At 63.3% G+C, this 25,569-nt stretch carries 25 protein-coding genes; 10 read left to right on the top strand and 15 right to left on the bottom strand.

The annotated features are described in order from the left end of the window. Window positions 1-2 precede the first annotated feature (2 nt). Entirely contained in the window at window positions 3-2,921 is a 2,919-nt protein-coding gene (gene uvrA, locus AC1RWL_RS13020; protein ID WP_493094495.1) for an excinuclease ABC subunit UvrA, read from the bottom strand. A 286-nt stretch (window positions 2,922-3,207) separates the two neighbouring features. Between uvrA and AC1RWL_RS13025 the strand changes: the two genes are divergently transcribed. Next, window positions 3,208-3,732, top strand: a complete 525-nt coding sequence (locus AC1RWL_RS13025; RefSeq protein ID WP_256115924.1) for a single-stranded DNA-binding protein — start codon at window positions 3,208-3,210, stop codon at window positions 3,730-3,732. A 79-nt stretch (window positions 3,733-3,811) separates the two neighbouring features. Here AC1RWL_RS13025 and AC1RWL_RS13030 read toward each other — a convergent pair whose 3' ends face one another. Then, window positions 3,812-5,566 carry a hypothetical protein gene (locus tag AC1RWL_RS13030; RefSeq protein ID WP_493094494.1) on the bottom strand — a complete coding sequence of 585 codons (1,755 nt, stop codon included), beginning with the start codon at window positions 5,564-5,566 and terminating at the stop codon, window positions 3,812-3,814. A 77-nt stretch (window positions 5,567-5,643) separates the two neighbouring features. After that, window positions 5,644-6,273, bottom strand: a complete 630-nt coding sequence (locus tag AC1RWL_RS13035) for a MarC family protein (RefSeq protein ID WP_256115922.1) — start codon at window positions 6,271-6,273, stop codon at window positions 5,644-5,646. Between the two features lie 238 nt (window positions 6,274-6,511). Here AC1RWL_RS13035 and gyrA point away from each other — a divergent pair, with 238 nt between their 5' ends. Further along, window positions 6,512-9,298, top strand: coding sequence for a DNA gyrase subunit A (gene gyrA / locus AC1RWL_RS13040; RefSeq protein ID WP_493094493.1), 2,787 nt, complete (start codon window positions 6,512-6,514; stop codon window positions 9,296-9,298). Window positions 9,299-9,464: 166 nt separating this feature from the next. On the opposite strand, the gene AC1RWL_RS13045 is transcribed toward gyrA, so the two are convergent. Then, window positions 9,465-9,611, bottom strand: a complete 147-nt coding sequence (locus AC1RWL_RS13045; RefSeq protein ID WP_319323734.1) for a hypothetical protein — start codon at window positions 9,609-9,611, stop codon at window positions 9,465-9,467. A 9-nt stretch (window positions 9,612-9,620) separates the two neighbouring features. Beyond that, complete coding sequence (locus AC1RWL_RS13050; protein ID WP_493094492.1) at window positions 9,621-9,746, bottom strand: hypothetical protein; 126 nt, start codon at window positions 9,744-9,746, stop codon at window positions 9,621-9,623. 248 nt (window positions 9,747-9,994) lie between these two features. Here AC1RWL_RS13050 and coaD point away from each other — a divergent pair, with 248 nt between their 5' ends. The 6 genes from coaD to tgt all read left to right on the top strand — a co-directional run bounded on the left by coaD (window position 9,995) and on the right by tgt (window position 14,402). Further along, on the top strand, window positions 9,995-10,486 hold the full coding sequence (coaD, locus tag AC1RWL_RS13055; RefSeq protein WP_256115918.1) for a pantetheine-phosphate adenylyltransferase: 492 nt from the start codon (window positions 9,995-9,997) through the stop codon (window positions 10,484-10,486). 33 nt (window positions 10,487-10,519) lie between these two features. Beyond that, entirely contained in the window at window positions 10,520-11,080 is a 561-nt protein-coding gene (locus AC1RWL_RS13060) for a peptidylprolyl isomerase (protein WP_256115917.1), read from the top strand. Window positions 11,081-11,161: 81 nt separating this feature from the next. Next, window positions 11,162-11,677, top strand: coding sequence for a peptidylprolyl isomerase (locus tag AC1RWL_RS13065; protein WP_492647219.1), 516 nt, complete (start codon window positions 11,162-11,164; stop codon window positions 11,675-11,677). 78 nt (window positions 11,678-11,755) lie between these two features. Beyond that, entirely contained in the window at window positions 11,756-12,205 is a 450-nt protein-coding gene (locus tag AC1RWL_RS13070) for a DMT family transporter (RefSeq protein WP_493094491.1), read from the top strand. Between the two features lie 8 nt (window positions 12,206-12,213). Then, window positions 12,214-13,275, top strand: coding sequence for a tRNA preQ1(34) S-adenosylmethionine ribosyltransferase-isomerase QueA (gene queA, locus AC1RWL_RS13075; protein ID WP_493094490.1), 1,062 nt, complete (start codon window positions 12,214-12,216; stop codon window positions 13,273-13,275). Further along, window positions 13,272-14,402, top strand: a complete 1,131-nt coding sequence (gene tgt / locus AC1RWL_RS13080; protein ID WP_493094489.1) for a tRNA guanosine(34) transglycosylase Tgt — start codon at window positions 13,272-13,274, stop codon at window positions 14,400-14,402. The genes queA and tgt overlap by 4 nt, the downstream gene beginning before the upstream one ends. A gap of 10 nt (window positions 14,403-14,412) precedes the next feature. On the opposite strand, the gene AC1RWL_RS13085 is transcribed toward tgt, so the two are convergent. Next, window positions 14,413-14,835, bottom strand: coding sequence for a DUF4864 domain-containing protein (locus AC1RWL_RS13085; protein WP_493094488.1), 423 nt, complete (start codon window positions 14,833-14,835; stop codon window positions 14,413-14,415). Between the two features lie 187 nt (window positions 14,836-15,022). Then, window positions 15,023-15,568 (bottom strand): GNAT family N-acetyltransferase, encoded by a 546-nt coding sequence (locus AC1RWL_RS13090; RefSeq protein WP_493094487.1) that lies wholly within the window; start codon window positions 15,566-15,568, stop codon window positions 15,023-15,025. Window positions 15,569-15,863: 295 nt separating this feature from the next. Here AC1RWL_RS13090 and AC1RWL_RS13095 point away from each other — a divergent pair, with 295 nt between their 5' ends. Continuing rightward, window positions 15,864-16,808, top strand: a complete 945-nt coding sequence (locus AC1RWL_RS13095; protein WP_493094939.1) for a phosphoribosylaminoimidazolesuccinocarboxamide synthase — start codon at window positions 15,864-15,866, stop codon at window positions 16,806-16,808. On the opposite strand, the gene AC1RWL_RS13100 is transcribed toward AC1RWL_RS13095, so the two are convergent. From AC1RWL_RS13100 to AC1RWL_RS13135, 8 genes are all read right to left on the bottom strand, one after another. After that, window positions 16,796-17,623, bottom strand: coding sequence for an MBL fold metallo-hydrolase (locus AC1RWL_RS13100; protein WP_493094486.1), 828 nt, complete (start codon window positions 17,621-17,623; stop codon window positions 16,796-16,798). The genes AC1RWL_RS13095 and AC1RWL_RS13100 overlap by 13 nt on opposite strands. Before the next feature lie 2 nt (window positions 17,624-17,625). After that, window positions 17,626-18,405: a TatD family hydrolase gene (locus AC1RWL_RS13105; protein WP_493094485.1), complete on the bottom strand. Its 780-nt coding sequence runs from the start codon at window positions 18,403-18,405 to the stop codon at window positions 17,626-17,628. 7 nt (window positions 18,406-18,412) lie between these two features. Further along, on the bottom strand, window positions 18,413-19,963 hold the full coding sequence (gene metG / locus AC1RWL_RS13110; RefSeq protein ID WP_493094484.1) for a methionine--tRNA ligase: 1,551 nt from the start codon (window positions 19,961-19,963) through the stop codon (window positions 18,413-18,415). A gap of 77 nt (window positions 19,964-20,040) precedes the next feature. Beyond that, complete coding sequence (locus tag AC1RWL_RS13115; protein WP_493094483.1) at window positions 20,041-21,072, bottom strand: DNA polymerase III subunit delta'; 1,032 nt, start codon at window positions 21,070-21,072, stop codon at window positions 20,041-20,043. Beyond that, window positions 21,069-21,752 carry a dTMP kinase gene (gene tmk / locus AC1RWL_RS13120; RefSeq protein ID WP_493094482.1) on the bottom strand — a complete coding sequence of 228 codons (684 nt, stop codon included), beginning with the start codon at window positions 21,750-21,752 and terminating at the stop codon, window positions 21,069-21,071. The genes AC1RWL_RS13115 and tmk overlap by 4 nt, the downstream gene beginning before the upstream one ends. A gap of 109 nt (window positions 21,753-21,861) precedes the next feature. Next, a complete protein-coding gene (locus AC1RWL_RS13125; RefSeq protein WP_493094481.1) occupies window positions 21,862-23,025 on the bottom strand; it encodes a D-alanyl-D-alanine carboxypeptidase family protein in 1,164 nt (387 codons plus the stop codon). Between the two features lie 71 nt (window positions 23,026-23,096). After that, entirely contained in the window at window positions 23,097-24,068 is a 972-nt protein-coding gene (locus AC1RWL_RS13130) for a septal ring lytic transglycosylase RlpA family protein (RefSeq protein ID WP_439616905.1), read from the bottom strand. A gap of 267 nt (window positions 24,069-24,335) precedes the next feature. After that, a complete protein-coding gene (locus tag AC1RWL_RS13135; protein ID WP_256115904.1) occupies window positions 24,336-24,551 on the bottom strand; it encodes a hypothetical protein in 216 nt (71 codons plus the stop codon). Between the two features lie 430 nt (window positions 24,552-24,981). Between AC1RWL_RS13135 and AC1RWL_RS13140 the strand changes: the two genes are divergently transcribed. Beyond that, the gene (locus AC1RWL_RS13140) at window positions 24,982-25,164 is read left to right on the top strand and encodes a DUF982 domain-containing protein (RefSeq protein WP_493158370.1); all 183 of its coding nucleotides are present in this window, start codon (window positions 24,982-24,984) and stop codon (window positions 25,162-25,164) included. Window positions 25,165-25,569: the final 405 nt, after the last annotated feature.

A 25,569-nucleotide genomic window follows, 5' to 3' on the forward strand; every position in this document is an offset into this window, starting at 1 on the left:
CGTTACTCCGCCGCCGCCTTTTTCATCGGCCGGCGCTCCAGCAGTTCCTTGAGGAAATGGCCGGTATAGGAGCGCTTCACCTTGACGATATCCTCCGGCGTGCCTTCCGCGATCACCTCTCCGCCGCCGTCGCCGCCCTCGGGGCCGAAATCGATGACCCAGTCGGCGGTCTTGATGACTTCCAGATTGTGCTCGATGACCACGACCGAATTGCCCTGGTTGACCAGTTCGTGCAGCACTTCCAAGAGCTTTGCCACGTCATGGAAGTGCAGGCCAGTGGTCGGTTCGTCGAGGATGTAGAGCGTGCGGCCGGTCGAGCGTTTCGAAAGCTCCTTGGCGAGCTTGACGCGCTGCGCCTCGCCGCCGGACAAGGTGTTCGCCTGCTGGCCGACCTTGATATAGCCGAGGCCGACCTGGTTCAGCGTCACCAGCTTGTCGCGCACGGCGGGCACGGCTGCGAAGAACTCGACGCCTTCCTCCACCGTCATGTCCAGCACGTCGGCGATCGACTTGCCCTTGAAGGTCACGTCGAGCGTCTCGCGATTGTAGCGCTTGCCGTGGCAGACGTCGCAGGTGACGTAGACGTCCGGCAGGAAGTGCATCTCGATCTTGATGACGCCATCGCCCTGGCAGGCCTCGCAGCGCCCGCCCTTGACGTTGAAGGAGAAGCGGCCCGGCTGGTAGCCGCGCGCCTTCGCCTCCGGCAGGCCGGAAAACCAGTCACGGATCGGCGTGAAGGCGCCGGTATAGGTGGCGGGGTTGGAGCGCGGCGTGCGGCCGATCGGCGACTGGTCGATGTCGATGACCTTGTCGATGAATTCGAAGCCGTCGATGCGCTCGTGTTCTGCCGGGATTTCGCGCGCGCCCATGATGCGCCGCGCCGCGGATTTGTAGAGCGTCTCGATCAGGAAGGTCGACTTGCCGCCGCCGGAAACACCGGTGACCGCCGTGAAGACGCCGAGCGGAATGGCAGCCGTGACATTCTTCAGGTTGTTGGCCTTCGCGCCGACGACCTTGATTTCCTTTTTCTTCTTCGGCTTGCGACGCTCGCCCGGAATGGCGACCGAGAGCTCGCCGGAGAGATATTTGCCGGTGAGCGAGGCGGGGTTGGCGATCACCTGCTCGGGCGTGCCCTGGGCAATCACTTCGCCACCATGGATGCCGGCGGCGGGGCCGATATCGACCACGTAGTCGGCCGTCAGGATCGCGTCCTCGTCGTGTTCGACGACGATGACGGTGTTGCCGATATCGCGCAGATGCCGCAGCGTATCGAGCAGGCGGGCATTGTCGCGCTGGTGCAGGCCGATCGAGGGCTCGTCCAGCACGTAGAGCACGCCCGTGAGGCCCGAGCCGATCTGCGAAGCGAGCCGGATACGCTGGCTCTCACCGCCGGACAGCGTGCCGGAATTGCGCGAGAGCGAGAGATATTCGAGGCCGACATCGTTGAGGAAGCGCAGGCGCTCGCGGATCTCCTTGAGGATGCGCACCGCGATTTCGTTCTGCTTGGTGTTCAGGTTTTCCGGCAAAACGTCGAACCAGTCGCGCGCGACGCGGATCGACATCTGCGTCACTTCGCCGATATGCAGCTTGTTGATCTTCACCGCCAGCGCCTCGGGCTTCAGGCGAAAACCGTTACAGGCCGGGCAGGGGGCGGCGGACATGTAGCGCTCGATCTCTTCGCGCGACCAAGCGGAATCCGTCTCCTTCCAGCGGCGTTCGAGGTTCGGCACGATGCCTTCGAAGGTTTTTACCGTCTTGTAGGAGCGCGCGCCGTCCTTGTAGTTGAACTCGATCTTCTCCTTCGTGCCGTGCAGGATGGCGTCCTGCGCCTCCTCCGAAAGTTCCGACCAGCGGTTGGAGAGCTTGAAGCCATAGGCGGCGCCGAGTGCTTCCAGCGTCTGGTTGTAGTAGGGCGAGGAGGATTTTGCCCAAGGCGCCACGGCGCCGTCGCGCAGCGTGCGCTCCGTTTCCGGCACGATCAGGTCCGGGTCGATCTTCTGCTGGCTGCCGAGGCCGTCGCAGATGGGGCAGGCGCCGAAGGGATTGTTGAAGGAGAAGAGCCGCGGTTCGATTTCCGAGATGGTGAAGCCGGAAACCGGGCAGGCGAATTTTTCCGAAAACAGCACGCGCTCATGCGTCTCGTTCAGCGACTTGTTGGCGGAGCCGCCGGCGGAGGTTTCCTCGACCGGCAGCGGCTTGTCGGCGAATTCTGCGATTGCAAGGCCGTCGGCGAGCTTGAGGCTGGTTTCGAGACTGTCCGCCAGACGCGCGGCGAGGTCCGGCCGCACGACGACGCGGTCGACCACAACGTCGATGTCATGCTTGTATTTCTTGTCGAGCGCCGGCACGTCGGCGATCTCGTAGAACTGGCCGTCGACCTTGACGCGCTGAAAACCCTTCTTCATCAGCTCGGCGAGTTCCTTCTTGTACTCGCCCTTGCGGCCGCGCACGACGGGCGCGAGGATGTAGAGGCGCGTGCCTTCGCCGAATTCCAGCACGCGGTCGACCATCTGGCTGACCGTCTGGCTCTCGATCGGCAGCCCTGTCGCCGGCGAATAGGGAATGCCGACGCGCGCAAACAGAAGGCGCATATAGTCGTAGATTTCTGTGACCGTCCCGACGGTCGAGCGCGGGTTCTTCGAGGTCGTCTTCTGCTCGATGGAGATGGCCGGCGAAAGCCCGTCGATCTGGTCGACATCCGGCTTCTGCATCATCTCCAGGAACTGGCGCGCATAGGCCGAGAGGCTCTCGACATACCGGCGCTGGCCCTCGGCATAGATCGTGTCGAAGGCGAGCGACGACTTTCCGGAGCCCGAAAGCCCGGTCATGACGATCAGCTTGTTGCGGGGCAGGTCGAGATCGATGCCCTTGAGATTGTGTTCGCGTGCGCCGCGGATGGAAATTGTCTTGAGTTCGCTCATGGTATCCAGCGTCAGAAGTCGTTGCGCGTTCTAATAGGGGTTGGCCCCTATGTAGGGATAGGTTTGGGCCTGTCCATGCGCGATCAGAAGATTCCGTGCCCGTTTCCGATTCGGTTGACAAGAGTGTAGGGAATTATTAGAACAAAAAAAGAACAAAAATTCGCAATTGATCTGTGGATTACCACTTATGCGGGGCGGCGCTGGCAGACGACAGCCGGTAAGATGCCGCATTCATGGTGTGAAGTGATGTCGGGCCGAGGCCCGGAGCGAAACGGGAAAGACGGGTATGGCTGGAAGCGTCAACAAGGTGATCTTGATCGGGAACGTCGGGGCGGACCCGGAAATCCGGCGCACGCAGGACGGTCGGCCGATCGCCAACCTGCGCATCGCCACCTCCGAATCCTGGAAGGACCGCAACAGCGGCGAGCGCCGCGAGAAGACCGAATGGCACACGGTCGTCGTCTTCAGCGAACCGCTCTGCAAGGTCATCGAACAATATGTGAAGAAGGGCGCCAAGCTCTATATCGAGGGCGCGCTGCAGACCCGCAAGTGGCAGGACCAGACCGGCAACGACCGCTATTCGACGGAAATCGTGCTGCAGGGCTTCAACTCGACGCTGACCATGCTGGACGGCCGCGGCGAAGGCGGCGGCGCAAGCCGGGGCGGCAGCGACTTCGGCGGCGCACAGAGCTACGACGATTACGGTTCGCGCCCCTCTTCGGGCGGTGGCAGTGGCAGCGGCGCCTCCGGCGGCAACCGTTCGAGCGGTTCGCCGCTCTCGCGCGACATGGATGACGACATTCCGTTCTGAGAACGCTGGCCGTTCCGGGAACACCGGATAGATGATGGCGGCGGCTTTGGGGCAGACCCAAAAGCCGCCGTCCGCGTTTTTAGCTTGCGACGTTGCGCAGGCTTCCGCGCGCGAGATTGCTCAGTTGCTCGCGATGGATCGTCTGCAGTTTTGGCGCGTGGGCCGGCAGGAGTTCGATCAGCGCTTCTGCTGCCGCCTGCAGCATGGCGGGCGCCGGCTTTTCGCGCGGCGACGTGAAGCGCTCGAGGCTGCCCAGGAATTGCTCGAAGACGGCGCGCGACGCGATGATCGCCTGGTGCATGTCGACGTCGAATTCGTTCGGCTGGGCGGTGATCGTGACCGAGCCGTTCTCGGCATGCGCGGCGACGGCCGAGCCGTCGAGCGAGGCGTTCAGGCCCTCCAGGAACACGCGGTACTGGAAGAAATCCCGCCGTACCAGGGTGTCGTATTTGGACTCGTCCGGCGAAACGGTCGGGTCGGTCACGAGGATGCTGGGCCGCAGCCTGTCCTGAAGCTCCAGGCGATCGATGAGATGGGTCAGCGAATTGCCGGTTCCCACGACGTCGATCAGCAGGGTCCGCGCGCCGAGGCGGCCACGCAGATAGGCCTCGTATTCGGTGGACTTGTCGTAGCACAGCGTGCGCGACACCTGGAAATAGGAAACCGGCGGCATGCCGGCGCGCGCGAAATGGGTCGAGGCCAGCATCTGGTGCCACAGGTTGCAATCGCGCGATGCCGCCAGGATCTTGTCCGCACCGAAACGTTCGGCGCAATGCAGCGCCCAGAAGGCGCCGACGACCATGAGCGGAATGTTGACCGCCGCCTGCGCCTTCAGCACGTTGTGGATGGCGGGATCGCGATGGAAGGTCTTGAGCCGCGTTTCCCGCAGCGCATGGGCGTAGGGCGCAAGGCCCGCGCTGTGCAAAATCTCTTCCGTGCGGTCCCATTTCGAAATGCTGACGAGCGTCGGGTTGATGCCGGCGGCGGCGGCGCCGACGATATCCGCGTGGATGTTGTCGCCGAAATGCGTGCGGATCGTATGCTCCGCCAGGATGCTCGGCCAGATGACGCGGTGGTGCTTGCCGTAGTTGCTGAGGTAGAGCTTATTGTCCAGGCCGCATTTCTCCTTGAGGATGCGGCTGACGAAGGCGTAGGGCAGGTACATGTCGGAGATGATGATGTCGTGGGCATCGACGCGCGCGACGACCTCCTGGATGGGGAACAGCATGTCCCACTCTTCCTCGAGCTCCAGCAGGCGCGTGCTTTCGGCCTGCGCCTCCGTCAGCGTCGCTTCGGCGATGAGCGCGGCGTAGATGTCGTCCAGGCCGTAGGTGCGGCGGCCGAACATGGCCATCTCGACCGCATGGCGACGCGTCGCAAAGCCGGCAATGCCGCATTTCGCCTCGACCGAGCGGAAGACTTGCAGCGGATCGTTGCAGCGGCGCGCGACCAGCGTATCGAAAAGGTCGAAGCTCTGGATGTGCGTGTGGAGGTCGGAGGCGTTTTCTTCCAGCGTGTGAAGGATCTCGGTCTTGGCGTAATCCCCGTTCGGATTGAGGAAATTGCCGGAGAAGGCCAGCCGGCCGGTGCCATCGGCCACCGGAAGCATCACGCAGGTCGCCTTGCCGAGCTTGTCGACGATTTCCACCGCCTCGCCGTTCAGCCGCCAGAAGGATTCGTTCGGATGGCTGTAGCCGGCGATGAAGCCGTTTTTCTGGAAGATGAACCGGTCGCTGATCTCCTCGCCCCTCGGCTCCGCACGGAAGGTGAACGTTCTGGAGGTCAGCTGGTCGATCGTGATGGGAGACGCATTCACATGGGGTGCGGGAATCATATGGAGGGCCCTGGTTCAAGTTGCCGCAACGCTAGGCAGCGACGCTTGAGCCAAGCTGGTGAATAGAGGGCTGGCTTTTACCCGGCGAAGGCCGATTTCACGCCGTCCACCACGAACTGCACCGCCAGTGCCGCGAGGATCACGCCGAGCAGGCGCGTGAGGATCGCGCGGCCGGTTGCGCCGAGGAACCGGTCGATGCGTTCGGCGATGACGAGCGACAGGAAGAGGATGACGAGACAGAGCGCCAGCACGCCGATCAGTGCCGTGCGTTCGAGCGCGGAGGGGAAGGAGCCGGAGAGCAGGATCGTCGCTGAGATGGCGCCGGGGCCGGCAATCAGCGGCAGCGCCAGCGGGAAGACGGCGATGTTGTGGATGTGGTCGCGGGTGATCGCCACTTCGCTGGTCTTTTCCTTGCGCTCGTTGCGGCGCTCGAAGATCATCTCGAAGGCGATCCAGAACAGGAGCAGGCCGCCTGCGATGCGGAAGGCGCCGATCGAGATGCCGAGCAGCGACAGCACGCCGGCCCCCGTCAGCGCGAAGACGGCGAGGATGCAGAAGGCAATGAGCGATCCGCGCAGCGCCACCTGCTTGCGCTGCGGCCGCGTCATGCCGACGGTCAGCCCCAGAAAGATCGGCGCGAGACCCGGCGGGTCGATGGTCACGAGCAGGGTCGTGATCGCATTGACCAGAAGATCGACAGTGAGCATGAAGGCGTTCCCCTCGCCGTTTCGCGGCCGATTTTCCCGGCCTTGTGGGCCTATTGTTAGGTGAGGGCGGCCCGCAAGGGAAGGGTGGTCGCAGCCTTGCGACGGCGATGCCACGAAAATGCGCAAATTACCGGATTTACCTCGCAAAAGCCTGTTCAAAACCCTCCGCAAAATTGGCGCGGCAGGCGCCGGTAGGCTATAAAACAAGACTGATTCTGAACAACGATCGTGATCAAAATTGACAGAGCAATCGACACCCGGCGGCAAAAACCCACCCGGCATTGAGCCTATTTCCATCATCGAGGAAATGCAGCGGTCGTATCTCGACTACGCCATGAGCGTGATCGTGTCGCGCGCGCTGCCCGATGTGCGCGACGGCCTGAAGCCCGTGCACCGGCGTATCCTCTACTCGATGAGCGAGATGGGCGTCGACTGGAACAAGAAATACGTCAAGTCGGCCCGCGTCACCGGTGACGTGATGGGTAAATACCATCCGCACGGCGACTCGGCGATCTACGACGCCCTTGCCCGCATGGCGCAGGACTGGTCGCTCCGCCTGCCGCTGATCGACGGCCAGGGCAACTTCGGCTCCATCGACGGCGACCCGCCGGCAGCCCAGCGTTACACGGAATGCCGCCTGGAAAAGGCAGCGCATTCGCTGCTCGACGACCTCGACAAGGAAACCGTCAATTTCCGCGACAACTACGACGGCACGATGAGCGAGCCGGTCGTCGTGCCGGCAAAGTTTCCGAACCTGCTGGTCAACGGGGCAGGCGGCATCGCCGTCGGCATGGCGACGAACATTCCGCCGCACAACCTCTCCGAAGTCATCAACGGCTGTATCGCGCTGATCGACAATCCGGCGATCGAACTGCTCGACCTGATGCAGCATATTCCCGGGCCGGACTTCCCGACGGGGGCTCTGATCCTCGGCCGCGCCGGCATCCGCCAGGCCTACGAGACCGGCCGCGGCTCTGTCATCATGCGCGGCCGTGCCCATATCGAGCCAATGCGCGGCGACCGCGAGCAGATCATCGTCACGGAAGTTCCCTTCCAGGTGAACAAGTCGTCGATGATCGAGAAGATGGCCGAACTGGTGCGCGACAAGCGCATCGAGGGCATTTCGGACCTTCGTGACGAATCCGACCGCCAGGGCTACCGCGTCGTCATCGAGCTGAAGCGCGATGCCAATGCCGAAGTTATCCTCAACCAGCTCTACCGCTACACGCCTTTGCAGACCTCCTTCGGCTGCAACATGGTGGCGCTGAACGGCGGCAAGCCGGAGCTGATGACGCTGCTCGACATGCTGCGCGCCTTCGTCTCTTTCCGCGAGGAAGTCGTCAGCCGCCGCACGAAATACCTGCTGCGCAAGGCGCGCGACCGCGCCCATGTCTTGGTGGGCCTCGCCATCGCCGTCGCCAATATCGACGAGGTGATCGGCCTCATCCGCCGCGCGCCCGACCCGCAGACGGCGCGCGAGCAGTTGATGGAGCGCCGCTGGCCGGCCAAGGACGTCGACGTGCTGATCAAGCTCATCGACGACCCGCGCCACCGCATCAACGAGGACCTCACCTACAATCTCTCGGAAGAGCAGGCCCGCGCGATCCTCGAACTGCGCCTTGCCCGCCTGACGGCGCTTGGCCGCGAGGAAATCGACGAGGAACTCAACAAGATCGGCGAGGAGATCAAGGACTACCTCGATATCCTGTCGTCGCGCGTGCGCATGATGGACATCGTCAAGAACGAGCTCGCCTCCGTGCGCGACGAGTTCGGCACGCCGCGCCGTACCGAGATCCTCGAAGGCGGTCCGGACATGGACGACGAGGATCTCATAGCCCGCGAGGACATGGTGGTGACCGTGTCGCATGCCGGTTACGTCAAGCGCGTGCCGCTCGCCACCTACCGTGCGCAGCGCCGCGGCGGCAAAGGCCGCTCCGGCATGGCCATGAAGGACGAGGATTTCGCGACCCGCCTGTTCGTCGCCAACACGCATACACCGGTGCTGTTCTTCTCCTCGCGTGGAATCGTCTACAAGGAGAAGGTCTGGCGCCTGCCGATCGGTACGCCGCAGTCGAAGGGCAAGGCGCTCATCAACATGCTGCCGATCGAGTCCGGCGAACGCATCACGACCATCATGCCGCTGCCCGAGGACGAAACGACGTGGGAAAACCTCGACGTGATGTTCACGACGACCCGCGGCACGGTTCGCCGCAACAAGCTGTCGGACTTCGTCCAGGTCAATCGGAACGGCAAGATCGCGATGAAGCTCGAGGAAGAGGGCGACGAGATTCTCAACGTCGAGACCTGCACCGAGAACGACGACGTGCTGCTGACCACCGCGCTCGGCCAGTGCATCCGCTTCCCCGTCGATGACGTGCGCGTCTTCGCCGGCCGCAATTCGGTCGGCGTGCGCGGCATTTCGCTCGGCGCCGGCGACCGGATCATCTCGATGACGATCGTCAGCCATGTGAATGCCGAGCCGTGGGAACGCGCCGCCTATCTGAAGCGCTCCGCAGCCGAACGCCGCGCGAGCGGCGTCGACGAGGAGGATATCGCGCTGGTCGGCGAGGATGTCGGCGAGGTCGGCGATCTTCCGGAAGATCGCTACCAGGAGCTCCGCGCCCGCGAACAGTTCGTGCTCACAATCTCGCAGAAGGGCTTTGGCAAGCGGTCGTCCTCCTACGACTTCCGCACCTCTGGCCGCGGCGGCAAGGGCATTCGCGCCACGGACACGTCGAAGACCAACGAGATCGGCGAACTTGTCGCGGCCTTCCCGGTCGAGGACAAGGACCAGTTGATGCTCGTCTCCGATGGTGGCCAGCTCATCCGCGTGCCGGTCGATGGCATCCGCATCGCCAGCCGCGCGACGAAGGGCGTCACGATCTTCTCGACCGCCAAGGACGAGAAGGTTGTGTCGGTCGAGCGCATCAGCGAGCCGGAAGGCGAGGATGATGTGGAAGCGGTTGATGTTGAGGTCGAAGGCGAAATCGACGCCGGGGATGCGTCAGCACCCAGCGAGGAATAAGCCCCTCGCATCCTTGTAGAAATGGAAAAGCCGGACGGGCAGGGAACGACCGTCCAGCTTTTCATTTGGTGCGGGCGGCCCGGAGGGAAGGCCACCCGCGTTACGGCGACATACGTGCTACGGCGTCATGTGCGCGTCGAACGCGCGGGCGCCATAGGGGGGCGTGCTAGACGCCAAAGCCGCCTGCTTCTGTTTTCACCTTCACCGCCTTCATTTCCGCACGATCCCTTTTCAGTTCATGAATGGTGCGGGCGAAATCGAAGGTGAAGACGGTGGCGATGAAGATGGTGGAAAGGATTGTGAGCGCAGCCATCACAGGTCCTCAGCGCAGCCACTTGCCGCGAGCGGCGAGCTTATCGGAGGCCGGGCGATCCTCTTCGCGCAGCGCGTGGATCGTCGCTGCGGTGAGCGCGATGAACATCGTCATGCAGAGTAGAGCGAGTGCCATTTTTGTGTTCCTTCAAGCCTAAGGAAACGCATTACTTGTTTCGCTGTGTTCGATCTGGAGAATGCGCGAGCGCGACCTTTGTTCCAGACCCGTATGCTGTCATTTAAACATGCTCTGCCTGAAATGGTCTTGAACGGGCAATTCATACCGGGTTCACGTTCTTGCAGGGGACAGTTCGGGATGCGACGGGCTGCGCCCTTGCGAAAACGGGCGGTCCGTGACAAAAGGCGGCAAACGGGACCCTGCCGATGACAGTCGCCTTCTACCCTGGCTCTTTCGATCCGATCACGAACGGCCATATCGACGTGCTGGTGCAGGCGCTGAACGTGGCGCCCAAGGTCATCGTCGCGATCGGCATCCACCCCGGCAAGACGCCGATCTTCTCCTTCGAGGAGCGCTCGGACCTCATCCGCCAGTCGATCACCGAGGCGATGCCGGCGCGGGCAGGGGATGTCAGCGTCGTTTCCTTCTCGAACCTCGTCGTCGATGCCGCGCGCACGCACGGTGCGCACCTGTTGATCCGGGGCCTGCGCGACGGCACCGATCTCGATTATGAAATGCAGATGGCCGGCATGAACCGCCAGATGGCGCCGGACGTGCAGACGATCTTTCTGCCGGCGGGCGTTGCCTCGCGGCCCATTACCGCCACATTGGTCCGCCAGATCGCGGCCATGGGCGGCGATGTCAGTGCCTTCGTGCCGGTGCCCGTCTTCCAGGCTCTGAAAGCCCGCAAGGGCTGAGCGCAATCACCCTGAACTCTCAAGGGAGCTATCATGAAAATCCTTCGTCTCGCCTTTGCAGGAGCCCTTTTCCTCGCGGGCGCAACCCTTGCCCAGGCCGCCGATTTCCTCACGATCCAGCTGAAGGACGGCCCGGTCGTCATCGAACTCAATTCGCAGGTCGCGCCGAAGCATGTCGAGCGCATGAAGGCGCTCGCCGCCGCCGGTGAATACGACAACGTCGCCTTCCACCGCGTGATCGAAGGCTTCATGGCGCAGACCGGCGACGTGCAGTACGGCGATCTGGCTGACGGCTACCAGGCGCAGGCGGCCGGCACGGGCGGCTCCAGCCAGGCGGACCTGCCGGCGGAATTCTCCAACGTGCCCTTCGAGCGCGGCACGGTCGGCATGGCGCGGTCGCAGGACCCGAACTCCGCCAACTCGCAGTTCTTCATCATGTTCGCGCCCGGCGACTTCCTGAACGGCCAGTATACGGTCGTCGGCAAGGTGGTCTCGGGCATGGAAAACGTCGACAAGATCAAGCGCGGCGACGACGCCAACAACGGTTCCGTGACCGACCCTGACCGCATGGTCAAGGTTACGGTCGGCAAATAATCCCACCTTTTATTTTCTGCCTGTTGTAATCGCAAAATCGCTTCACACTTTTGCGCAACACGCTTTTGAAGGAGAAAGACCATGGCCGAGATCAAGGATCCGGAAAACACCATCATCATGGAAACCACCAAGGGCAAGGTGGTCATCCAGCTTCTTCCGGATCTCGCTCCGGGACATGTCGCGCGCATCAAGGAACTGACGCGCGAAGGCGCTTATGACGGCGTTGTGTTCCACCGCGTCATCGAGGACTTCATGGCGCAGACCGGCGACGTGCAGTACGGCAAGACCGGCGGCAAGGACTTCAACCCGGCCCGCGCCGGCATGGGTGGCTCGGAAAAGCCGGACCTGAAGGCCGAATTCTCCAACACGAACCACGTGCGCGGCACGTGCTCGATGGCCCGCAGCCAGATGCCGAACTCCGCCAACGCGCAGTTCTTCATCTGCTTCACGGATGCCCCCTGGCTCAACAAGCAATATTCCGTCTGGGGCCAGGTCATCGAGGGCATGGACAATATCGACAAGATCAAGCGCGGCGAGCCCGTGCGCGATCCCGACACCATCGTTTCGATGAAGGTTGCCGCCGACGCGGCCGCCTGATAGACAACGATCGATTTCGACCGCGCTCGCCCCGGCGGGCGCGGTTTTTCTTTGTGCGCTTTTCAAGAGACACCCGACATGGCTGCTTTTCTCTGGGCGCTGCTCGGCATCGCGGCCGGCGCGTGCATCGCTATCCAGGCTCCGATCAATGCGCTGCTCGGCCGCGGGCTCGGCATGCCGGTTGCGGCGGCCTGCGTCTCGTTCCTCTCCGGCGCGCTCATCCTTGCCATCGTGGTGCTGGCCACTTCATCGTTTGAGGGACGGGCGCCGGACTGGCGCGGACCGGCCTTCTGGCTCTATATCGCCGGTGGTGCGCTCGGCACGGTCTATGTCACGACCGCGATTTTCCTGACGCCGCGCATCGGGACGGCCGCCGTGATGGCCTTTGCCGTCTCCGGCCAGCTTCTCGCCGGCATCCTGCTCGACCGCATCGGCTTTCTCGGCATGGCAGTGCGGGAACTGTCCGTCGGCCGCATCGCCGGCGCCATGCTTTTGGTCGTCGGCGCGCTGATGATCCGTTTGTACTGAGGCCTGCCATGCGCGTCGACCTCTTCGATTTCGATCTGCCGGAAGACAACATCGCGCTGCGCCCGGTCAGCCCGCGCGAGGCCGCACGGCTGCTCGTCGTGCGCCCGGCAAACGAGGCTCCCTACGAGGACTGCACCGTCGGCGATCTCCCCTCCTTGCTGCGGGCCGGCGACGCGCTGGTCTTCAACGACACCCGAGTCATTCCCGCCCAGCTCGAAGGCATCCGCCACCGCGACGGCGCCGGCGGCCAGAAAGTGTCCGCGACGCTGCACATGCGCATCGCCGCCGACCGCTGGAAGGCTTTTGCCAAGCCCGGAAAACGCATCAAGCTGGGCGACCGCATCACATTCGGCGACAGTCTCGCGGCGATCGTCGAGGCGAAGGGCGAGGGCGGGGATATCACCCTGCATTTCGAGGCCTCCGGCCCCGAACTCGACCGCGCCATCGCCACCGTCGGCCATATCCCGCTGCCGCCCTACATAGCTTCCAAGCGCGAGGACGACGAGGCGGACCGCCGCGATTACCAGACGATCTATGCCCGCGAGGATGGCGCCGTCGCCGCCCCGACCGCCGGCCTCCACTTCACCGACGCGCTCTTCGAAAAGCTCGACGCGCTCGGCGTCGAGCGCCATTTCGTGACGCTGCATGTCGGCGCCGGCACCTTCCTGCCGGTCAAGGCCGACGACACGACCGAGCACGTCATGCACGAGGAGATCGGCTACGTCTCGCAAGAGACGGCCGCCGCGCTCAACGCCGTCAGGGCGAGGGGCGGGCGCATCGTCTCCGTCGGCACGACGTCGCTGCGCCTCCTCGAAAGTGCGGCGGATGCGGATGGCACGATCAAGCCGTGGTCGGGTGCCACGGGCATCTTCATCACGCCCGGTTACCGCTTTCGCACCGCCGACATGCTGATGACCAACTTCCACCTGCCGAAGTCGACGCTGTTCATGCTCGTCTCCGCCTTTTCCGGCCTGGAGACGATGCGCGGCGCCTATGCGCATGCGATCGCGACCGGCTACCGCTTCTATTCCTACGGCGACTCCAGCCTGCTTTTCCGGAACGACCGATGACCGAAAACTTTGAGTTCAAACTGCTGGCGACCGACGGCAAGGCGCGGCGCGGCGAGGTCTCCATGCCGCGCGGCACTATCCGCACGCCGGCCTTCATGCCCGTCGGCACGGCCGGCACCGTCAAGGCGATGTATCTCGACCAGGTGCGCGATCTCGGCGCCGACATCATCCTCGGCAACACCTACCACCTGATGCTGCGCCCCGGTGCCGAACGCGTCGCGCGCCTCGGCGGCCTGCACGAACTCATCCGCTGGCAATATCCGATCCTCACCGACAGCGGCGGTTTCCAGGTCATGTCGCTCTCGGGCCTGCGCAAGCTCGACGAGCAGGGCGTCACCTTCAAGAGCCATGTCGACGGCGCGCTGCACCACATGTCGCCGGAACGATCGATCGAGATCCAGGGCCTGCTCGGTAGCGATATCCAGATGCAGCTCGACGAATGCGTGGCGCTGCCCGCGTCGCCCAAGGAAATCGAGCGCGCCATGGAAATGTCGCTGCGCTGGGCCGAGCGCTGCAAGGTGGCGTTCGGCGACCAGCCCGGCAAGGCGATGTTCGGCATCGTGCAGGGCGGCGACATCCCGGAGCTTCGCGTGCGCTCGGCGGACGCCTTGTCCGGCCTCGGCCTCAAGGGCTACGCCATCGGCGGCCTCGCGGTTGGTGAGCCGCAGGAGGTCATGCTCGACATGATCGAGACGACCGTGCCGCACCTGCCGACCGAGAAGCCGCGTTACCTGATGGGCGTTGGCACGCCGGACGACATGCTGAAATCCGTCGCCCGCGGCATCGACATGTTCGATTGCGTGATGCCGACCCGCTCCGGCCGCCACGGCCTGGCCTTCACCCGCCGCGGCCGCATCAACCTGCGCAACGCCCGCCACGCCGAAGACATGCGCCCGCTCGACGAAGAATCGAACTGCCCTGCCGCCCGCGACTATTCGCGCGCCTACCTGCACCATCTCGTGCGCGCCAATGAATCGCTCGGCGGCATGCTGCTGACCTGGAACAACCTTGCCTATTACCAGGACCTGATGGCCGGCATCCGCAAGGCGATCGAGGAGGGCCGCTTCGCCGATTTCATGGCGGAAACGCAGGAAGGCTGGGCGGGGGGCGATATCGCCCCGCTCTGATGTTTCGGGCTTAGATTTCCGGCCCCGGCGCCGAACGCACCATGTGCACGCCATTGATCTTGTAGCTGCCGTCCGGCTGCTTCACGACCTGGTAGAGCGCCGTCCAGTCCTTGCCATCCGGCGCGGAGATCAGCACCTCCTGCACCACCATGTCGCCGGTCACCTTGGAACGGCCGAAGGCGAAATTGCCCGGCCGGTACACCGGGGCATAACCCTTCTTCACCATGTCGAAGAAGACGTCTTCGCTCGGGAATTTTCCCCGGATGGTCGGCGAGGCGAAGGAATAGGCCGCCTTGGCATCGTCGTTTAGGAAGGCGGTGATTTGGCTCTGGATAACGGTCTGCGCCGTGTCGACAGGCTCGTCGGCCCGCACGGCTTCCAGCGGAAGGAGACAGAGGGAAACGCAAAGGAACACGGCGGCAGGCAATTTCATGGCGCACACTCCTTTTCGGCGAAAGCTAGAGTAGCACGGGAACTTGCAAAGAGCCGCATGCGATGCGCGCGGCTGCTTTTCGTGGAGATTTTATATAGTTTTTCTTTTAAAAAGCAATATAATAGTATTATTACTTAAAGTAAATATATAGTATCACTAATTCGTGACGGCGCGGGCAGGGTGGCTTTTAAGTGCTTTCTGATGAAGCAATCACGTCCTTGTGGAAGATTACGATTTCGGACCCCTGATATGTCGACCGGGCAAACGCCCGGAACCCGTGCCGCTCGGCAAGGCGTATGGAGGCCGCATTCTGCGCGTCGATGATGCAGGTGACGGGAACGCCGGCCTTGTTCACTTTCGCCCAGGACCACATCGCATCGAGGGCTTCGCTGGCATAACCGCGGCCCTGGACGTCGGGGATCAGTCCCCAGCCGGCTTCCATGGTGTTCTCGATGCTGGGCGTGAGGGCTCTGCGCATCTCATGGAACCCGGCTTCTCCGATGAGCTGGCCGGAGAGCTTGTCCGTGATCGCCCAGAACCCGAAGCCCATGACGCTCCACATGCCGATATGGCGAAGCATGCGGGCCCAGGACTGCTCGCGCGACAAGGGCGTTCCGCCAATGTAGCGCACGACCTCCGGCATGGCCCACATCGCCGCCGTCGCGTCGAGGTCGTCAATTTGAAAGCCGCGCAAGACGAGGCGATCGGTTTCGAGCAGAGGAATGTCGGGCATCTGGATATCGCGGTGAAGAAGCTCAAGGTCGGCGCGCCGAATCTGAAGGCAATCTACTCTCGAACGCGTGGGACAGTCGACATCTGAAACGTGGGATTGTGGCCTGGGAGCGGGCATGGTGGGTTGCCAGAAGACCCTATCCATAAGTCGGATAAGATAGATTATGGAACTAAATGATATGCCGAAATGCCCAAAGACGCTGGAAATCCGGTTTCCGCCTTGACCCGGCACCTCTCACAGCCTTAAGCGAAACGGCAGACGGAACCAACAGCGAAAGCCTGCACCGATGAGCGAGTTGCGCATTCTCTCCGACGCCCATATCCCGGAACTGCCGAACCGCTACAACGGCAAGGTCCGCGAGAATTACGACCTGGCCGATGGCAGCCGCATCATCATCGCGACGGATCGGCTCAGCGCCTTCGACGTCATCCTGACGGCCATTCCCTTCAAGGGCCAGGTTCTGACGCAGACGGCGCGCTACTGGTTCGAGGAAACCGCCGACATCTGCCCGAACCATGTTCTGGCCTATCCGGACCCAAACGTCGTCATCGGCACGCGGCTCGATATCCTGCCGGTCGAGGTCGTCGTGCGCGGTTATCTCGCTGGAACCACCAGCACCTCGATCCTGACGAAGTACCGCAAGGGCGAACGCCAGATGTACGGCATCACGCTGCCGGACGGTCTTCGCGACAACGAAAAACTGCCCGCGCCGATCATCACGCCCACCAGCAAGGCCTTTGACGGCGGGCATGACGAGCCGCTTTCCGGCGAAGAAATCCTCGCCCAGGGCCTGCTGACGGCCGAGCAATGGGAAACGGTGTCGCGTTATGCGCTGTCGCTCTTTGCGCGCGGCCAGGCCCGCGCGGCCGAGCGCGGCCTGATCCTCGTCGACACCAAATACGAATTCGGCACGGACAAGGATGGCCGCATCGTGCTGGCCGACGAGATCCACACGCCGGATTCCAGCCGCTACTGGATCGCCGAGAGCTACGAAGAGAGTTTTGCCAAGGGCGGCCGCCCGGCGAGTTTCGACAAGGATTTCGTGCGCGCCTGGGTCACCGAGCGCTGCGATCCCTACAAGGATCCGATCCCGGAAATCCCGCGCGACCTGGTCGAGCAGACGTCGAAGGTCTACATCCAGGCCTTTGAACAGATTACCGGAAAGACGTTTGTGCCGGATCTCTCCGGCGCGACCGTGCTGGACCGTATCCGCAAAAATCTCGCGCCTTACTTCGCCTGATCGTCGGCGAGTTCGACCTCGAAACTCAAGCCATCAAACGCCGGTTCCACATGGGCCGGCGTTTCCTTTTGCACGGTGTCGTAGTCGAGCGGCACATGCATATGAGTCAGGATGGCGCGCGCCGGCTTCAGGCGTTCGATCCATTCGAGTGCCTGGCTGAGCGACAGATGGCTCGAATGGAAGCGATATTGCAGCGCGTCGACGATCAGCACGTCGAGGCCTTGCAGCCGTGGGACCGTCTCGTCCGGAAAGTCGCTGATATCGCTGCAATAGGCGATGTCACCGATGCGAAAGCCCAGCGAATGGATCGAGCCGTGCACCTGGAGCAGGGGCTGGAACACGATCGAGCCCCCTGCTCCCGTTATCGTCACCGGCGCGTCCATCGGCTCGATCAGGTTTTCCGTCACGATCGGCGGATACATGCTGCCCGCCGGCGTCTTCAGGCAATAACCGAAACCCTCGCGGATGCGCTCCATCGTGATGACATCCGCCCAGATCGGCACCTGCTTGCGATTGAGCAGCACGAAACCGCGGATATCGTCGATGCCGTGGATATGGTCGGCGTGGGCGTGGGTGTAGAGCACCGCATCGATGTTTTCGACGCCGGCCGCGATCATCTGCGTGCGGAAATCCGGCCCCGTATCGATGACGACCGTGGTGCAGCCGAGCGGTCCGAACTGCTCGACGAGGAAGGCCGCGCGGGTGCGGCGGTTCTTCGGGTTGGCGGGATCGCAGGCTCCCCAGTCGCCGGTGATGCGCGGCACGCCGGGCGACGAGCCGCAGCCGAGAATGGTGAAGCGCCGCCGGTAGACCACCGCTACACCCGCGGCATCTTCGAGAAGACGCGGAAGGCGTTTTCGGTCGTGATGCGGGCGATCTCTTCCGCGCTGACGCCGATGGTCTCGGCTAGCACGGCGGCGGTGTGCGCCACATAGGCCGGCTCGTTGCGCTTTCCCCGGAACGGTTTTGGTGCGAGATAGGGCGCATCGGTTTCCACGAGCATGCGCTCCAGCGGCACGGTCTTGGCGATCTCGCGCAGCTCTTCCGATTTAGGGAAGGTCAGGATGCCGGAGAAAGAGACATAGCCGCCGAGCTCGACGCCGATGCGCGCCAGGTCCGGGCCGGAAGAGAAACAATGCAGCAGGAAGGGGAAGGCGCCCTTCCCCGTTTCAGCCGTCAGGATCGCCGCCATGTCCTCATCCGCCGAACGGCTGTGGATGACGAGCGGCAGGCCGGTTTCGCGCGCGGCGGCGATGTGGTTGACGAGGCCGGTCGCCTGCGCGTCGCGCGGGGCATTGTCGTAGAAATAGTCGAGACCCGCCTCGCCGATCGCCACGACACGCGGATGCTTCGAGAGCTCGACGAGCTCCGCCACGGAGACATCCAGCTCCTCGTCCGCATTGTGCGGATGCGTCCCGACCGAGCAGAAAACCGACGGGTATTTTTCGGCGATCGCCAGGATCGTCGGAAATTTCCGCACCCGCGTCGAAATCGTGATCATCTGCTTCACGCCGGCCGCGTGCGCCCGCGCGACGATGTCGTCGCGCTCCGCTTCGAAATCCGGAAAATCCAGATGGCAATGGGTGTCGATCAGCATCGCCGCGTCAGGCCTCAGGCGCCACGTAGCGCGGGAAGACCGGCGTCGGCGCTTCCAGCGGCGTGCCGCTGGCAAGACGGCCGGCCTCGCCGAGCGCCGCGAAATCGCGCATTTCGACGGGGGCCGCGACGAGATCGAGCATCTTGCGGCTGGATTTCGGCATGAACGGCTGCAGCAGGATCGCGATCTGTCGCACGACTTCCGCCGTCACATAAAGCACGGTGCCCATGCGGACCGGATCGGTCTTCTTCAGCGCCCAGGGCGCCTCGCCGGCGAAATAGCGGTCAGCCTCCGAGACGATGGCGATGATCGCGGCCAGCGCCTTGTGGATCTGCTGCCGGCCCATTTCCTCGCGGGTCAGCGCATAGAGCGCATCGACGGAGGCGAGCATCGCGCGGTCGGCATCGCTGAGTTCGCCGCAGTCCGGCACCTTGCCGTCGCAGTTCTTCACGATCATCGACAGCGAGCGGCTGGCGAGGTTGCCGATGCCGTTGGCGAGGTCGGAATTGATGCGGGTCGCAATGCCCTCCTCGCTATAGCTGCCGTCCTGGCCGAAGGAGACTTCGCGCAGGAAGAAGTAGCGGATCGGGTCGAGGCCGAAATGGTTTACCAGGTTGACCGGGTCGACCACGTTGCCGAGCGACTTCGACATCTTCTCGCCCTTGTTGAGCAGGAAGCCATGCGCGAAGACGCGTTCGGGCAGCGGCACGCCGGCCGACATCAGGAAGGCCGGCCAATAGACGGCGTGGAAGCGGATGATGTCCTTGCCGATGATGTGGATGTTCGCCGGCCAGTATTTTGCCAGCGGGCCTTCCGGGTCGGTCAGGTAGCCGGTCGCGGTGATATAGTTGGTTAGCGCGTCGACCCAGACATACATGACATGCGCCGGATCGCCCGGCACCGGGATGCCCCAGTCGAAGGTCGTGCGCGACATGGAGAGGTCCTTGAGGCCGGACTTCACGAAGGAGATCACCTCGTTGCGGCGTTCGGCCGGGCCGATGAAGTCCGGTTTGTCCTCGTAGTGCTTGAGGAGCTTGTCCTGGTAGGCGGAGAGGCGGAAGAAATAGCTCTCCTCCTCCACCCATTCGACAGGCGTGCCCTGGGGTCCGTAGCGCACGCCATCGTCGCGCTTCTCCGTCTCGTTTTCCTGGTAATAGGCCTCGTCGCGCACGGAATACCAGCCGGCATAGCTATCCTTGTAGATGTCGCCATTGGCGGCCATGCGGCGCCAGATCTCGGCGCAGGCCTCGTAATGGCGCTCTTCGGTGGTGCGGATGAAGTCATCGTTCGATGCATTAAGAAGAACGGCCATATCCTTGAATTCTTTCGAATTCCGATCAGCGAGCTCCCGCGGAGAAATGCCCTCCTTGCGCGCCGTCTGCTGCATCTTCTGGCCGTGTTCGTCCGTTCCCGTCAGGAAGAACACATCGCGTCCGTCGAGCCGCTGGTAACGCGCCATGGCATCCGTCGCGATCAGCTCGTAGGCATGGCCGATATGCGGCTTGCCGTTCGGATAGGAAATGGCGGTCGTGATGTAGAAACGGGACGTGTCGGTCATGGGTGCGTTCTGTCTTCGGTTGTGCAATGCCGCAAGGTATTAGACCATGCGGGCGGAGAGGGAAACAGCAAGTTGACTTAAAGCGAGGCGCGGATGTCGTCGAGCACGCTGATGATCGTCTGTTTTCGATCGAGATTATAGGCTTGCGCGACGGTGATGCGCTCGTTGAGCAGCGAGGCGAGCTGGGCGAGGCGGTCGGCACGGGAAATGTCGCCGGTAAGGGCGGCGGTGCGGGCGGCGTCGGTCACGAAGTCGGTCGCGTGCTGGCAGAAGAAGGAGAAAACCGTGTCGCTGTCCTTTGCCGAGAGCACGTCGGCGAGCTTGTGCACGTCGCGGCGCGGCGGCTCGGTGGGGGCCGCGACGATGGTGTGAAAAGCCTCGACGATGTCGAAGCCGCCGTAGTTCACCAGCTTCAGCGCCTCGGAAACACTGCCCCGGGCGGCGGAGAGCACATCCCCTGCCCGCGGGCCCGAAGGTGCAGCGCCGAGGCTTTCCAGCGCGGCAGCAAGGTCGTTTTCCGAAAGCGGCGACAGCGTCAGCGGCAGGCAGCGCGAGCGGATCGTCGGCAGCAGCTTTCCCGGCGCGTGGGTCAAGACGAGGAAGAGCGAGCGTTTGGGCGGCTCTTCGAGGATTTTCAGGATTGCATTGGCGGCGTTGCGGTTCAGGTCGTCCGCCGGGTCGATGATGATGATGCGCCAGTTGCCGGTTCCCGATGTCTGCGCCAGGAATTTGCCGGCCTTGCGCACCTCGTCCACCGTGATCGCCGATTTCATCTTGCCGGTTTTCTCATCGACCGGGCGGGAGAGATGCAGCAGGTTGTGCGAAGCGCCGGCCGCCAGCTGACGGGTGATGGGGGCTGCGGGCGATGGGTCTGCCATGGTCTCCGGCGCCTCGGCGGGCTCCGGGTGGTGCAGAACGTGGTTTGCGAAGCGGAAGGCGAGCGTCGCCTTGCCGATACCCTGCGGTCCCTCGATCAGGATGGCATGGTGCCCCTTGCCGGAGCGGTAGGAGCGCGCCAGGAAGGCTTCGGCCTCGGCGTGGCCGAAAAGCTTCGTCTGCTCGGCGGGATGGACCGCCCCATCGAGAATGCCCGGCCGCTCGTCGCTCACGAGACATGCTCCGGACGACCCTCGGCCGTGATCGGCAGCAGCGTCTCGACGATGGAAAGCACCTGCGCTGCGACCACCTCCTGCGTTTCCGTCGCATCCACCACGCGGCAGCGCAGCGGCTCGCGCTCGGCGATGTCGAGGAAGGCCTCGCGGCGTTTTTCGTGCGTTTCCAGCTCTTCCTTCTCGAAGCGGTCGGGCTCGGCGCTCTCGCCCGACCCGGTGCTGCGCTTGCGGGCGCGTTCCAGGCCGATGGTGGCCGGCAGGTCGAATATGATCGTGCAATCCGGCACGACGCCGTTGATGGCCACGCGCTCCAGCGCCTCGACGAAGGGCTGCTCCAGATTGCCGGTGATGCCCTGGTATACGCGGGAGGAATCCATGAAGCGGTCGCACAGCACGACCGTGCCCGCCGCAAGCGCCGGGCGGATGACCTGCTCGACATGATCGCTGCGCGCGGCGGCAAAGAGCACTGCTTCCATGCGGATGCCGTAGGGTTCAGCGGCCCCGGAAAGCAGAACGTGGCGCACGGCCTCCGCCCCCTTGGAGCCGCCGGGCTCGCGCGTCATCAGCACGGTGAGGCCGCGTTCACGCAAGGCTGCCGCCAGAAGCCGGATCTGCGTCGACTTTCCGGCGCCCTCGCCGCCTTCGAACGTGACAAACAAACCCGGTGCGGCAGACAAATCCTACTTCCATTTCCCTGGCAATATCCGGCAAAGGCCGGGATGACTCGGGATCACTACTAACCCATGTTTCCGGCCGGCGAAACGCTTTTCGCCCCGCTTCGCCCTTTCAAATCCAGAAGAAGAAGAGTTCGATCAGCGCATCGAGCGCGCGCGCCCGCAACGTGCCCTCGCCCACCGTGCCCGCCGTCTTCACCGGCACCTCGCGTAAAAGCTGCTTGTCGTTCCAGATTTTCAGCGTGCCGACCGCCTGCCCCGGCGTGACCGGCGCACGCACCGGCCAGCTATAGACGACGCGTGCGACGAGGCGCTGCGAATTGTCCTTCGGCAGAAACACGTCCACCTGCTCGCCGGCCACCAGCGGCACCGTCGAGGCATCGCCGCCATAGACGCTCGCATCCGCAATGGCCTCGCCCTCCTTGAACAGCGTGCGCCGTTCAAAGGAAGAGAGCGCCCATTCGATGATGCGGCGGGATTCCTCGATGCGCGTCTTTTCGTTTTCCAGGCCGCCCATGGCGAGCAGCAGGTGCTTGCCATCCCGGTTCACCGCCGCGACGATCGAATATCCGCCCTCCTCCGAAAAGCCGGTGACGAAGCCCGTCACGCCGATATTCAGCGCCAGCAGCGGATTGCGGTTGCGCTGCTTGATCTTGTTCCACTCGAATTCCGGTTCGAGATAGTAGCGCATGTGCTGCGGGTAGGTCGTCTGCAGGTGGCGCGCGAGCAGCACCATCTCGCGCATCGTCACCCGGTTTTCCGGGTTCGGTAGGCCGGTGGAATTGGCGAAGTTCGATTTCACCAGCCCGAGCGCCCGCGCCTCCTCCGTCATGCGTTCGGCGAACGCGCTCTCCGAGCCGGCAATGCCCTCGCCCAGGATGATGCAGGCATCGTTGGCGAACTGCACCGTGACGCCGCGGATCAGATCCTCCACGCGCACATTCGATTTCAGCGCCGCAAACATGGTGGAGGTGCGCGACGGCGCGCCGCCGGTGCGCCAGGCATATTCGGTCACCGGATATTGCGTCTCAAGCGTGATTCCGCCCTCGGCAAGCGCCTTGAACACCGTTGCCATGGTCATAAGCTTGGCGAGCGAAGCGGCCGGGACCGCATCGTCCTCGGCGCGGGCGAACAGCACCGTGCCGGTTTGCGCCTCGATGAGATAGACCTGCTTCGCCTTGACGTCGAAGCCGGCTTGCGGCGCCGCGGACTGGGCGTGCGCAACGCTGATGAAGAACAAGGAAAAAACGACGGCGGCGAAAAGGCGGCGATGCATGGCGACTCCGGGATGTCGTCACACTCCCACAGCCGCCTGCATTGCGCAAACGGCTTTGGGGACGCGGGCCATCAGCCCGCGTTGTCGGCGAGTGCGGAGAGCGGCGTGAGTTTTCCGTCGATCGTCAGGATGGCGTCGAAGGCGCCTGCGGCATCGCGCACGCGCTCGTCCGCGTAAGCCGCGGCATAGCTCGGCTCGGTCGAAAGGTCGGGCACGAAATTCGGCCGTTCCATCGGCAGCGGGCCGATTTCCGGCAGCATGACGAACTGTTCCATCGCCTGGAAGGCGTCCGTCGTCGGCGTCGTCTTGGCGAGCGCCGTCATCGTGCTCTGTTCGGGAACGGTAAGCGTGCCCTCACCCACACCCGGCAGCGCGCTGTCGTCGGCGGAAGCCACCATGACGCCCGTCGCGATCTGCCCGCCCGGATCGACCGCCGGCACGCGCGAGCCCTTGGTGACATAAGAAGCCATCAGATAGGGCATGTCGTTGCCCTCGAGCGGCGCCTTGCCGACATATTGCACGCGCACCTTGGCCGTGCCGGTGCGCTTCATGTCGAGCAGGTCGGCGGTCTTCGAGGAAACGTCGATCACCCGGCCTTCATGGAACGGACCGCGATCGTTGACGCGAACGACGACCGACGTGCCGTTCTCCATGTTCGTGACACGGGCATAACTCGGCAGCGGGAATGTCGGATGCGCAGCGGAAAGATGGTAGCGGTCGTAGACCTCGCCATTCGCCGTCCGGCGGCCGTGGAAGGCGGAGCCGTACCAGGATGCGAGGCCGGTCTTGTTGTAGCCGGGCTCTTCGCGCGGCTTGTACCACTTGCCGCGGACCTGATAGGCCTTGCCGAGCTGGTAGCGGCCGCCGCCCTTCGGCACGGCCTGCCCGTCCTCCACGACGCGCGGGCTCGCCTTCACGCCATATTCGGATTCGGAGAAATATTCCTTGCCGCGCACCTTCTTCTTGGTGGGCGCCGGTGTCGTCGTGGCACAGGCCGCAAGGCCCGCGCAGACCAGCGGAATAGCCAGCAACCGCAGGCCCATGCCAAACCGGGTCACGTTCTTCTCGAAGTTTTTATGTCCCACGCCGCTATTGTCCCCGACGGTGCGCCAGCCAACCTGCCTTGCCCCTGCAAGCCGGCCGTCAATGCCACTCAGTAAATAACAGTACGTTAATCATGCCAATAACATGGCAAAATTGCGAATGGATAGGAAGCCCGCGGCCAGCTTCGATGAATTATGGTTTCCATATGGTTAAAACGCCCGCTTTACTGTCAGCGAGCGTTGGCCGCATCGACGCGGTTCAAACCTTCAGGATGTCTGGATATGCAACACGTCGAAGAGCTGTTCGGGATCGCGCACGCCGTGCCGGTACAGCGTGATGATCGAGCGCGCCAGCGATCGCTCCCGCGCCTCGTCGAGCCCGGGGCTCTTGGCTGCCGTCAACCGGGTGAAAACACCTTTCAGGATATCGAGATCCTGCGGTTCAAACATGCCGATATGCGTGGGGTCTCGAAGCACGTCCATCGCTGCCTCCCCTTATCTCGCATCAAGCCGACAAATCGCTTTTGGCTGCACGGGAATTCTAGGATGACAATGCGTCAGCAACAAGTCGGGAAAAATAGCAGGGGGATGGCGGAAGAGGTGGCAGGCAGCTATTGGTGCCAAATAGTTGATTTAGCGTCGTGTGGGTGGAGAAATACCCGTTTTTGTTACGTACCGCCGATCGGACTAATAAGTTACTTCAGAACTGGCAGAAGTCCACGTCCCCTGCCCGAACGCACCTGGATGAGAAAGTGCGAGCGGGGCCTGTCGTGGCCGTCTGCTGGCTGATTGCGCATATCTGCGCTGGCAGCCAGAACTTGCCAGCCGGGCGACGGGAGCCGAGTTCACACGGGGTTGGCGGCCGCGGGTCGATCGAGTTGACAACCAAGATATAGCGGACGGTTGTCTGACGATATCGTCAACCGCCGAAGCGGCGCGGCTTCTGCTTGAGCATTGGCCGCGAAAGAGGGGCAAAGCCCTGACAGCAGCCGAATCAGCTTGCCTTTCGGTCTTAGAAGGATTGGAAGCACCGGAATTCGCGCGGGCCGCGTTCCTGAAGGCTGCCGAAGAGGCAGGTATGTTTGTCTGGGCCTAAAGAGCATCGCGCCTTGTCCTCGGACCTTCCCTTCTCCACCTCCAACTTCCAAAGCTCGCGCGCAAACAAAACCCGAAATTCAAGCCGTGCGGCAACGACCTCGCTGATGCTAAGGCTCCCGTGCAGGCTCATTTTGACATCATTGTGCCCCCATTGGTCGAGGCGCCCTAATCACAAATGGAGCCTAAGCTCCTTACTTAATGAAAAAGGCCGGCAAATGCCGGCCTCCTCCTGGATCGCTTTAACGCCTGTAGCGCAGACGTTCCTGCTCGATTTCGGCCGGACCATAAGGTTCCTGCGTGTCATCGAAGCGCGTCCAGCCGCCCTTGGCATAGGCCGCGCGCCGCTGCTCCGGATCCACCCAGTTCGACTTGCGAAGGATGGCTTCGGCTTCGGCCTGGAGGC

It is taken from the genome of Shinella sp. GW821-FHT10F02 (genome assembly GCF_058809275.1).

What these genes read in the sequence shown, in the direction of transcription:
- uvrA (WP_493094495.1), bottom strand. Translation starts at nt 2,921, where the DNA reads ATGAGCGAACTCAAGACAATTTCCATCCGCGGCGCACGCGAACACAAT.
- AC1RWL_RS13025 (WP_256115924.1), top strand. Translation starts at nt 3,208, where the DNA reads ATGGCTGGAAGCGTCAACAAGGTGATCTTGATCGGGAACGTCGGGGCG.
- AC1RWL_RS13030 (WP_493094494.1), bottom strand. Translation starts at nt 5,566, where the DNA reads ATGATTCCCGCACCCCATGTGAATGCGTCTCCCATCACGATCGACCAG.
- AC1RWL_RS13035 (WP_256115922.1), bottom strand. Translation starts at nt 6,273, where the DNA reads ATGCTCACTGTCGATCTTCTGGTCAATGCGATCACGACCCTGCTCGTG.
- AC1RWL_RS13045 (WP_319323734.1), bottom strand. Translation starts at nt 9,611, where the DNA reads ATGGCTGCGCTCACAATCCTTTCCACCATCTTCATCGCCACCGTCTTC.
- AC1RWL_RS13050 (WP_493094492.1), bottom strand. Translation starts at nt 9,746, where the DNA reads ATGGCACTCGCTCTACTCTGCATGACGATGTTCATCGCGCTCACCGCA.
- coaD (WP_256115918.1), top strand. Translation starts at nt 9,995, where the DNA reads ATGACAGTCGCCTTCTACCCTGGCTCTTTCGATCCGATCACGAACGGC.
- AC1RWL_RS13060 (WP_256115917.1), top strand. Translation starts at nt 10,520, where the DNA reads ATGAAAATCCTTCGTCTCGCCTTTGCAGGAGCCCTTTTCCTCGCGGGC.
- AC1RWL_RS13065 (WP_492647219.1), top strand. Translation starts at nt 11,162, where the DNA reads ATGGCCGAGATCAAGGATCCGGAAAACACCATCATCATGGAAACCACC.
- AC1RWL_RS13070 (WP_493094491.1), top strand. Translation starts at nt 11,756, where the DNA reads ATGGCTGCTTTTCTCTGGGCGCTGCTCGGCATCGCGGCCGGCGCGTGC.
- queA (WP_493094490.1), top strand. Translation starts at nt 12,214, where the DNA reads ATGCGCGTCGACCTCTTCGATTTCGATCTGCCGGAAGACAACATCGCG.
- tgt (WP_493094489.1), top strand. Translation starts at nt 13,272, where the DNA reads ATGACCGAAAACTTTGAGTTCAAACTGCTGGCGACCGACGGCAAGGCG.
- AC1RWL_RS13085 (WP_493094488.1), bottom strand. Translation starts at nt 14,835, where the DNA reads ATGAAATTGCCTGCCGCCGTGTTCCTTTGCGTTTCCCTCTGTCTCCTT.
- AC1RWL_RS13090 (WP_493094487.1), bottom strand. Translation starts at nt 15,568, where the DNA reads ATGCCCGACATTCCTCTGCTCGAAACCGATCGCCTCGTCTTGCGCGGC.
- AC1RWL_RS13105 (WP_493094485.1), bottom strand. Translation starts at nt 18,405, where the DNA reads ATGCTGATCGACACCCATTGCCATCTGGATTTTCCGGATTTCGAAGCG.
- metG (WP_493094484.1), bottom strand. Translation starts at nt 19,963, where the DNA reads ATGACCGACACGTCCCGTTTCTACATCACGACCGCCATTTCCTATCCG.
- AC1RWL_RS13125 (WP_493094481.1), bottom strand. Translation starts at nt 23,025, where the DNA reads ATGCATCGCCGCCTTTTCGCCGCCGTCGTTTTTTCCTTGTTCTTCATC.
- AC1RWL_RS13130 (WP_439616905.1), bottom strand. Translation starts at nt 24,068, where the DNA reads ATGGGCCTGCGGTTGCTGGCTATTCCGCTGGTCTGCGCGGGCCTTGCG.
- AC1RWL_RS13135 (WP_256115904.1), bottom strand. Translation starts at nt 24,551, where the DNA reads ATGGACGTGCTTCGAGACCCCACGCATATCGGCATGTTTGAACCGCAG.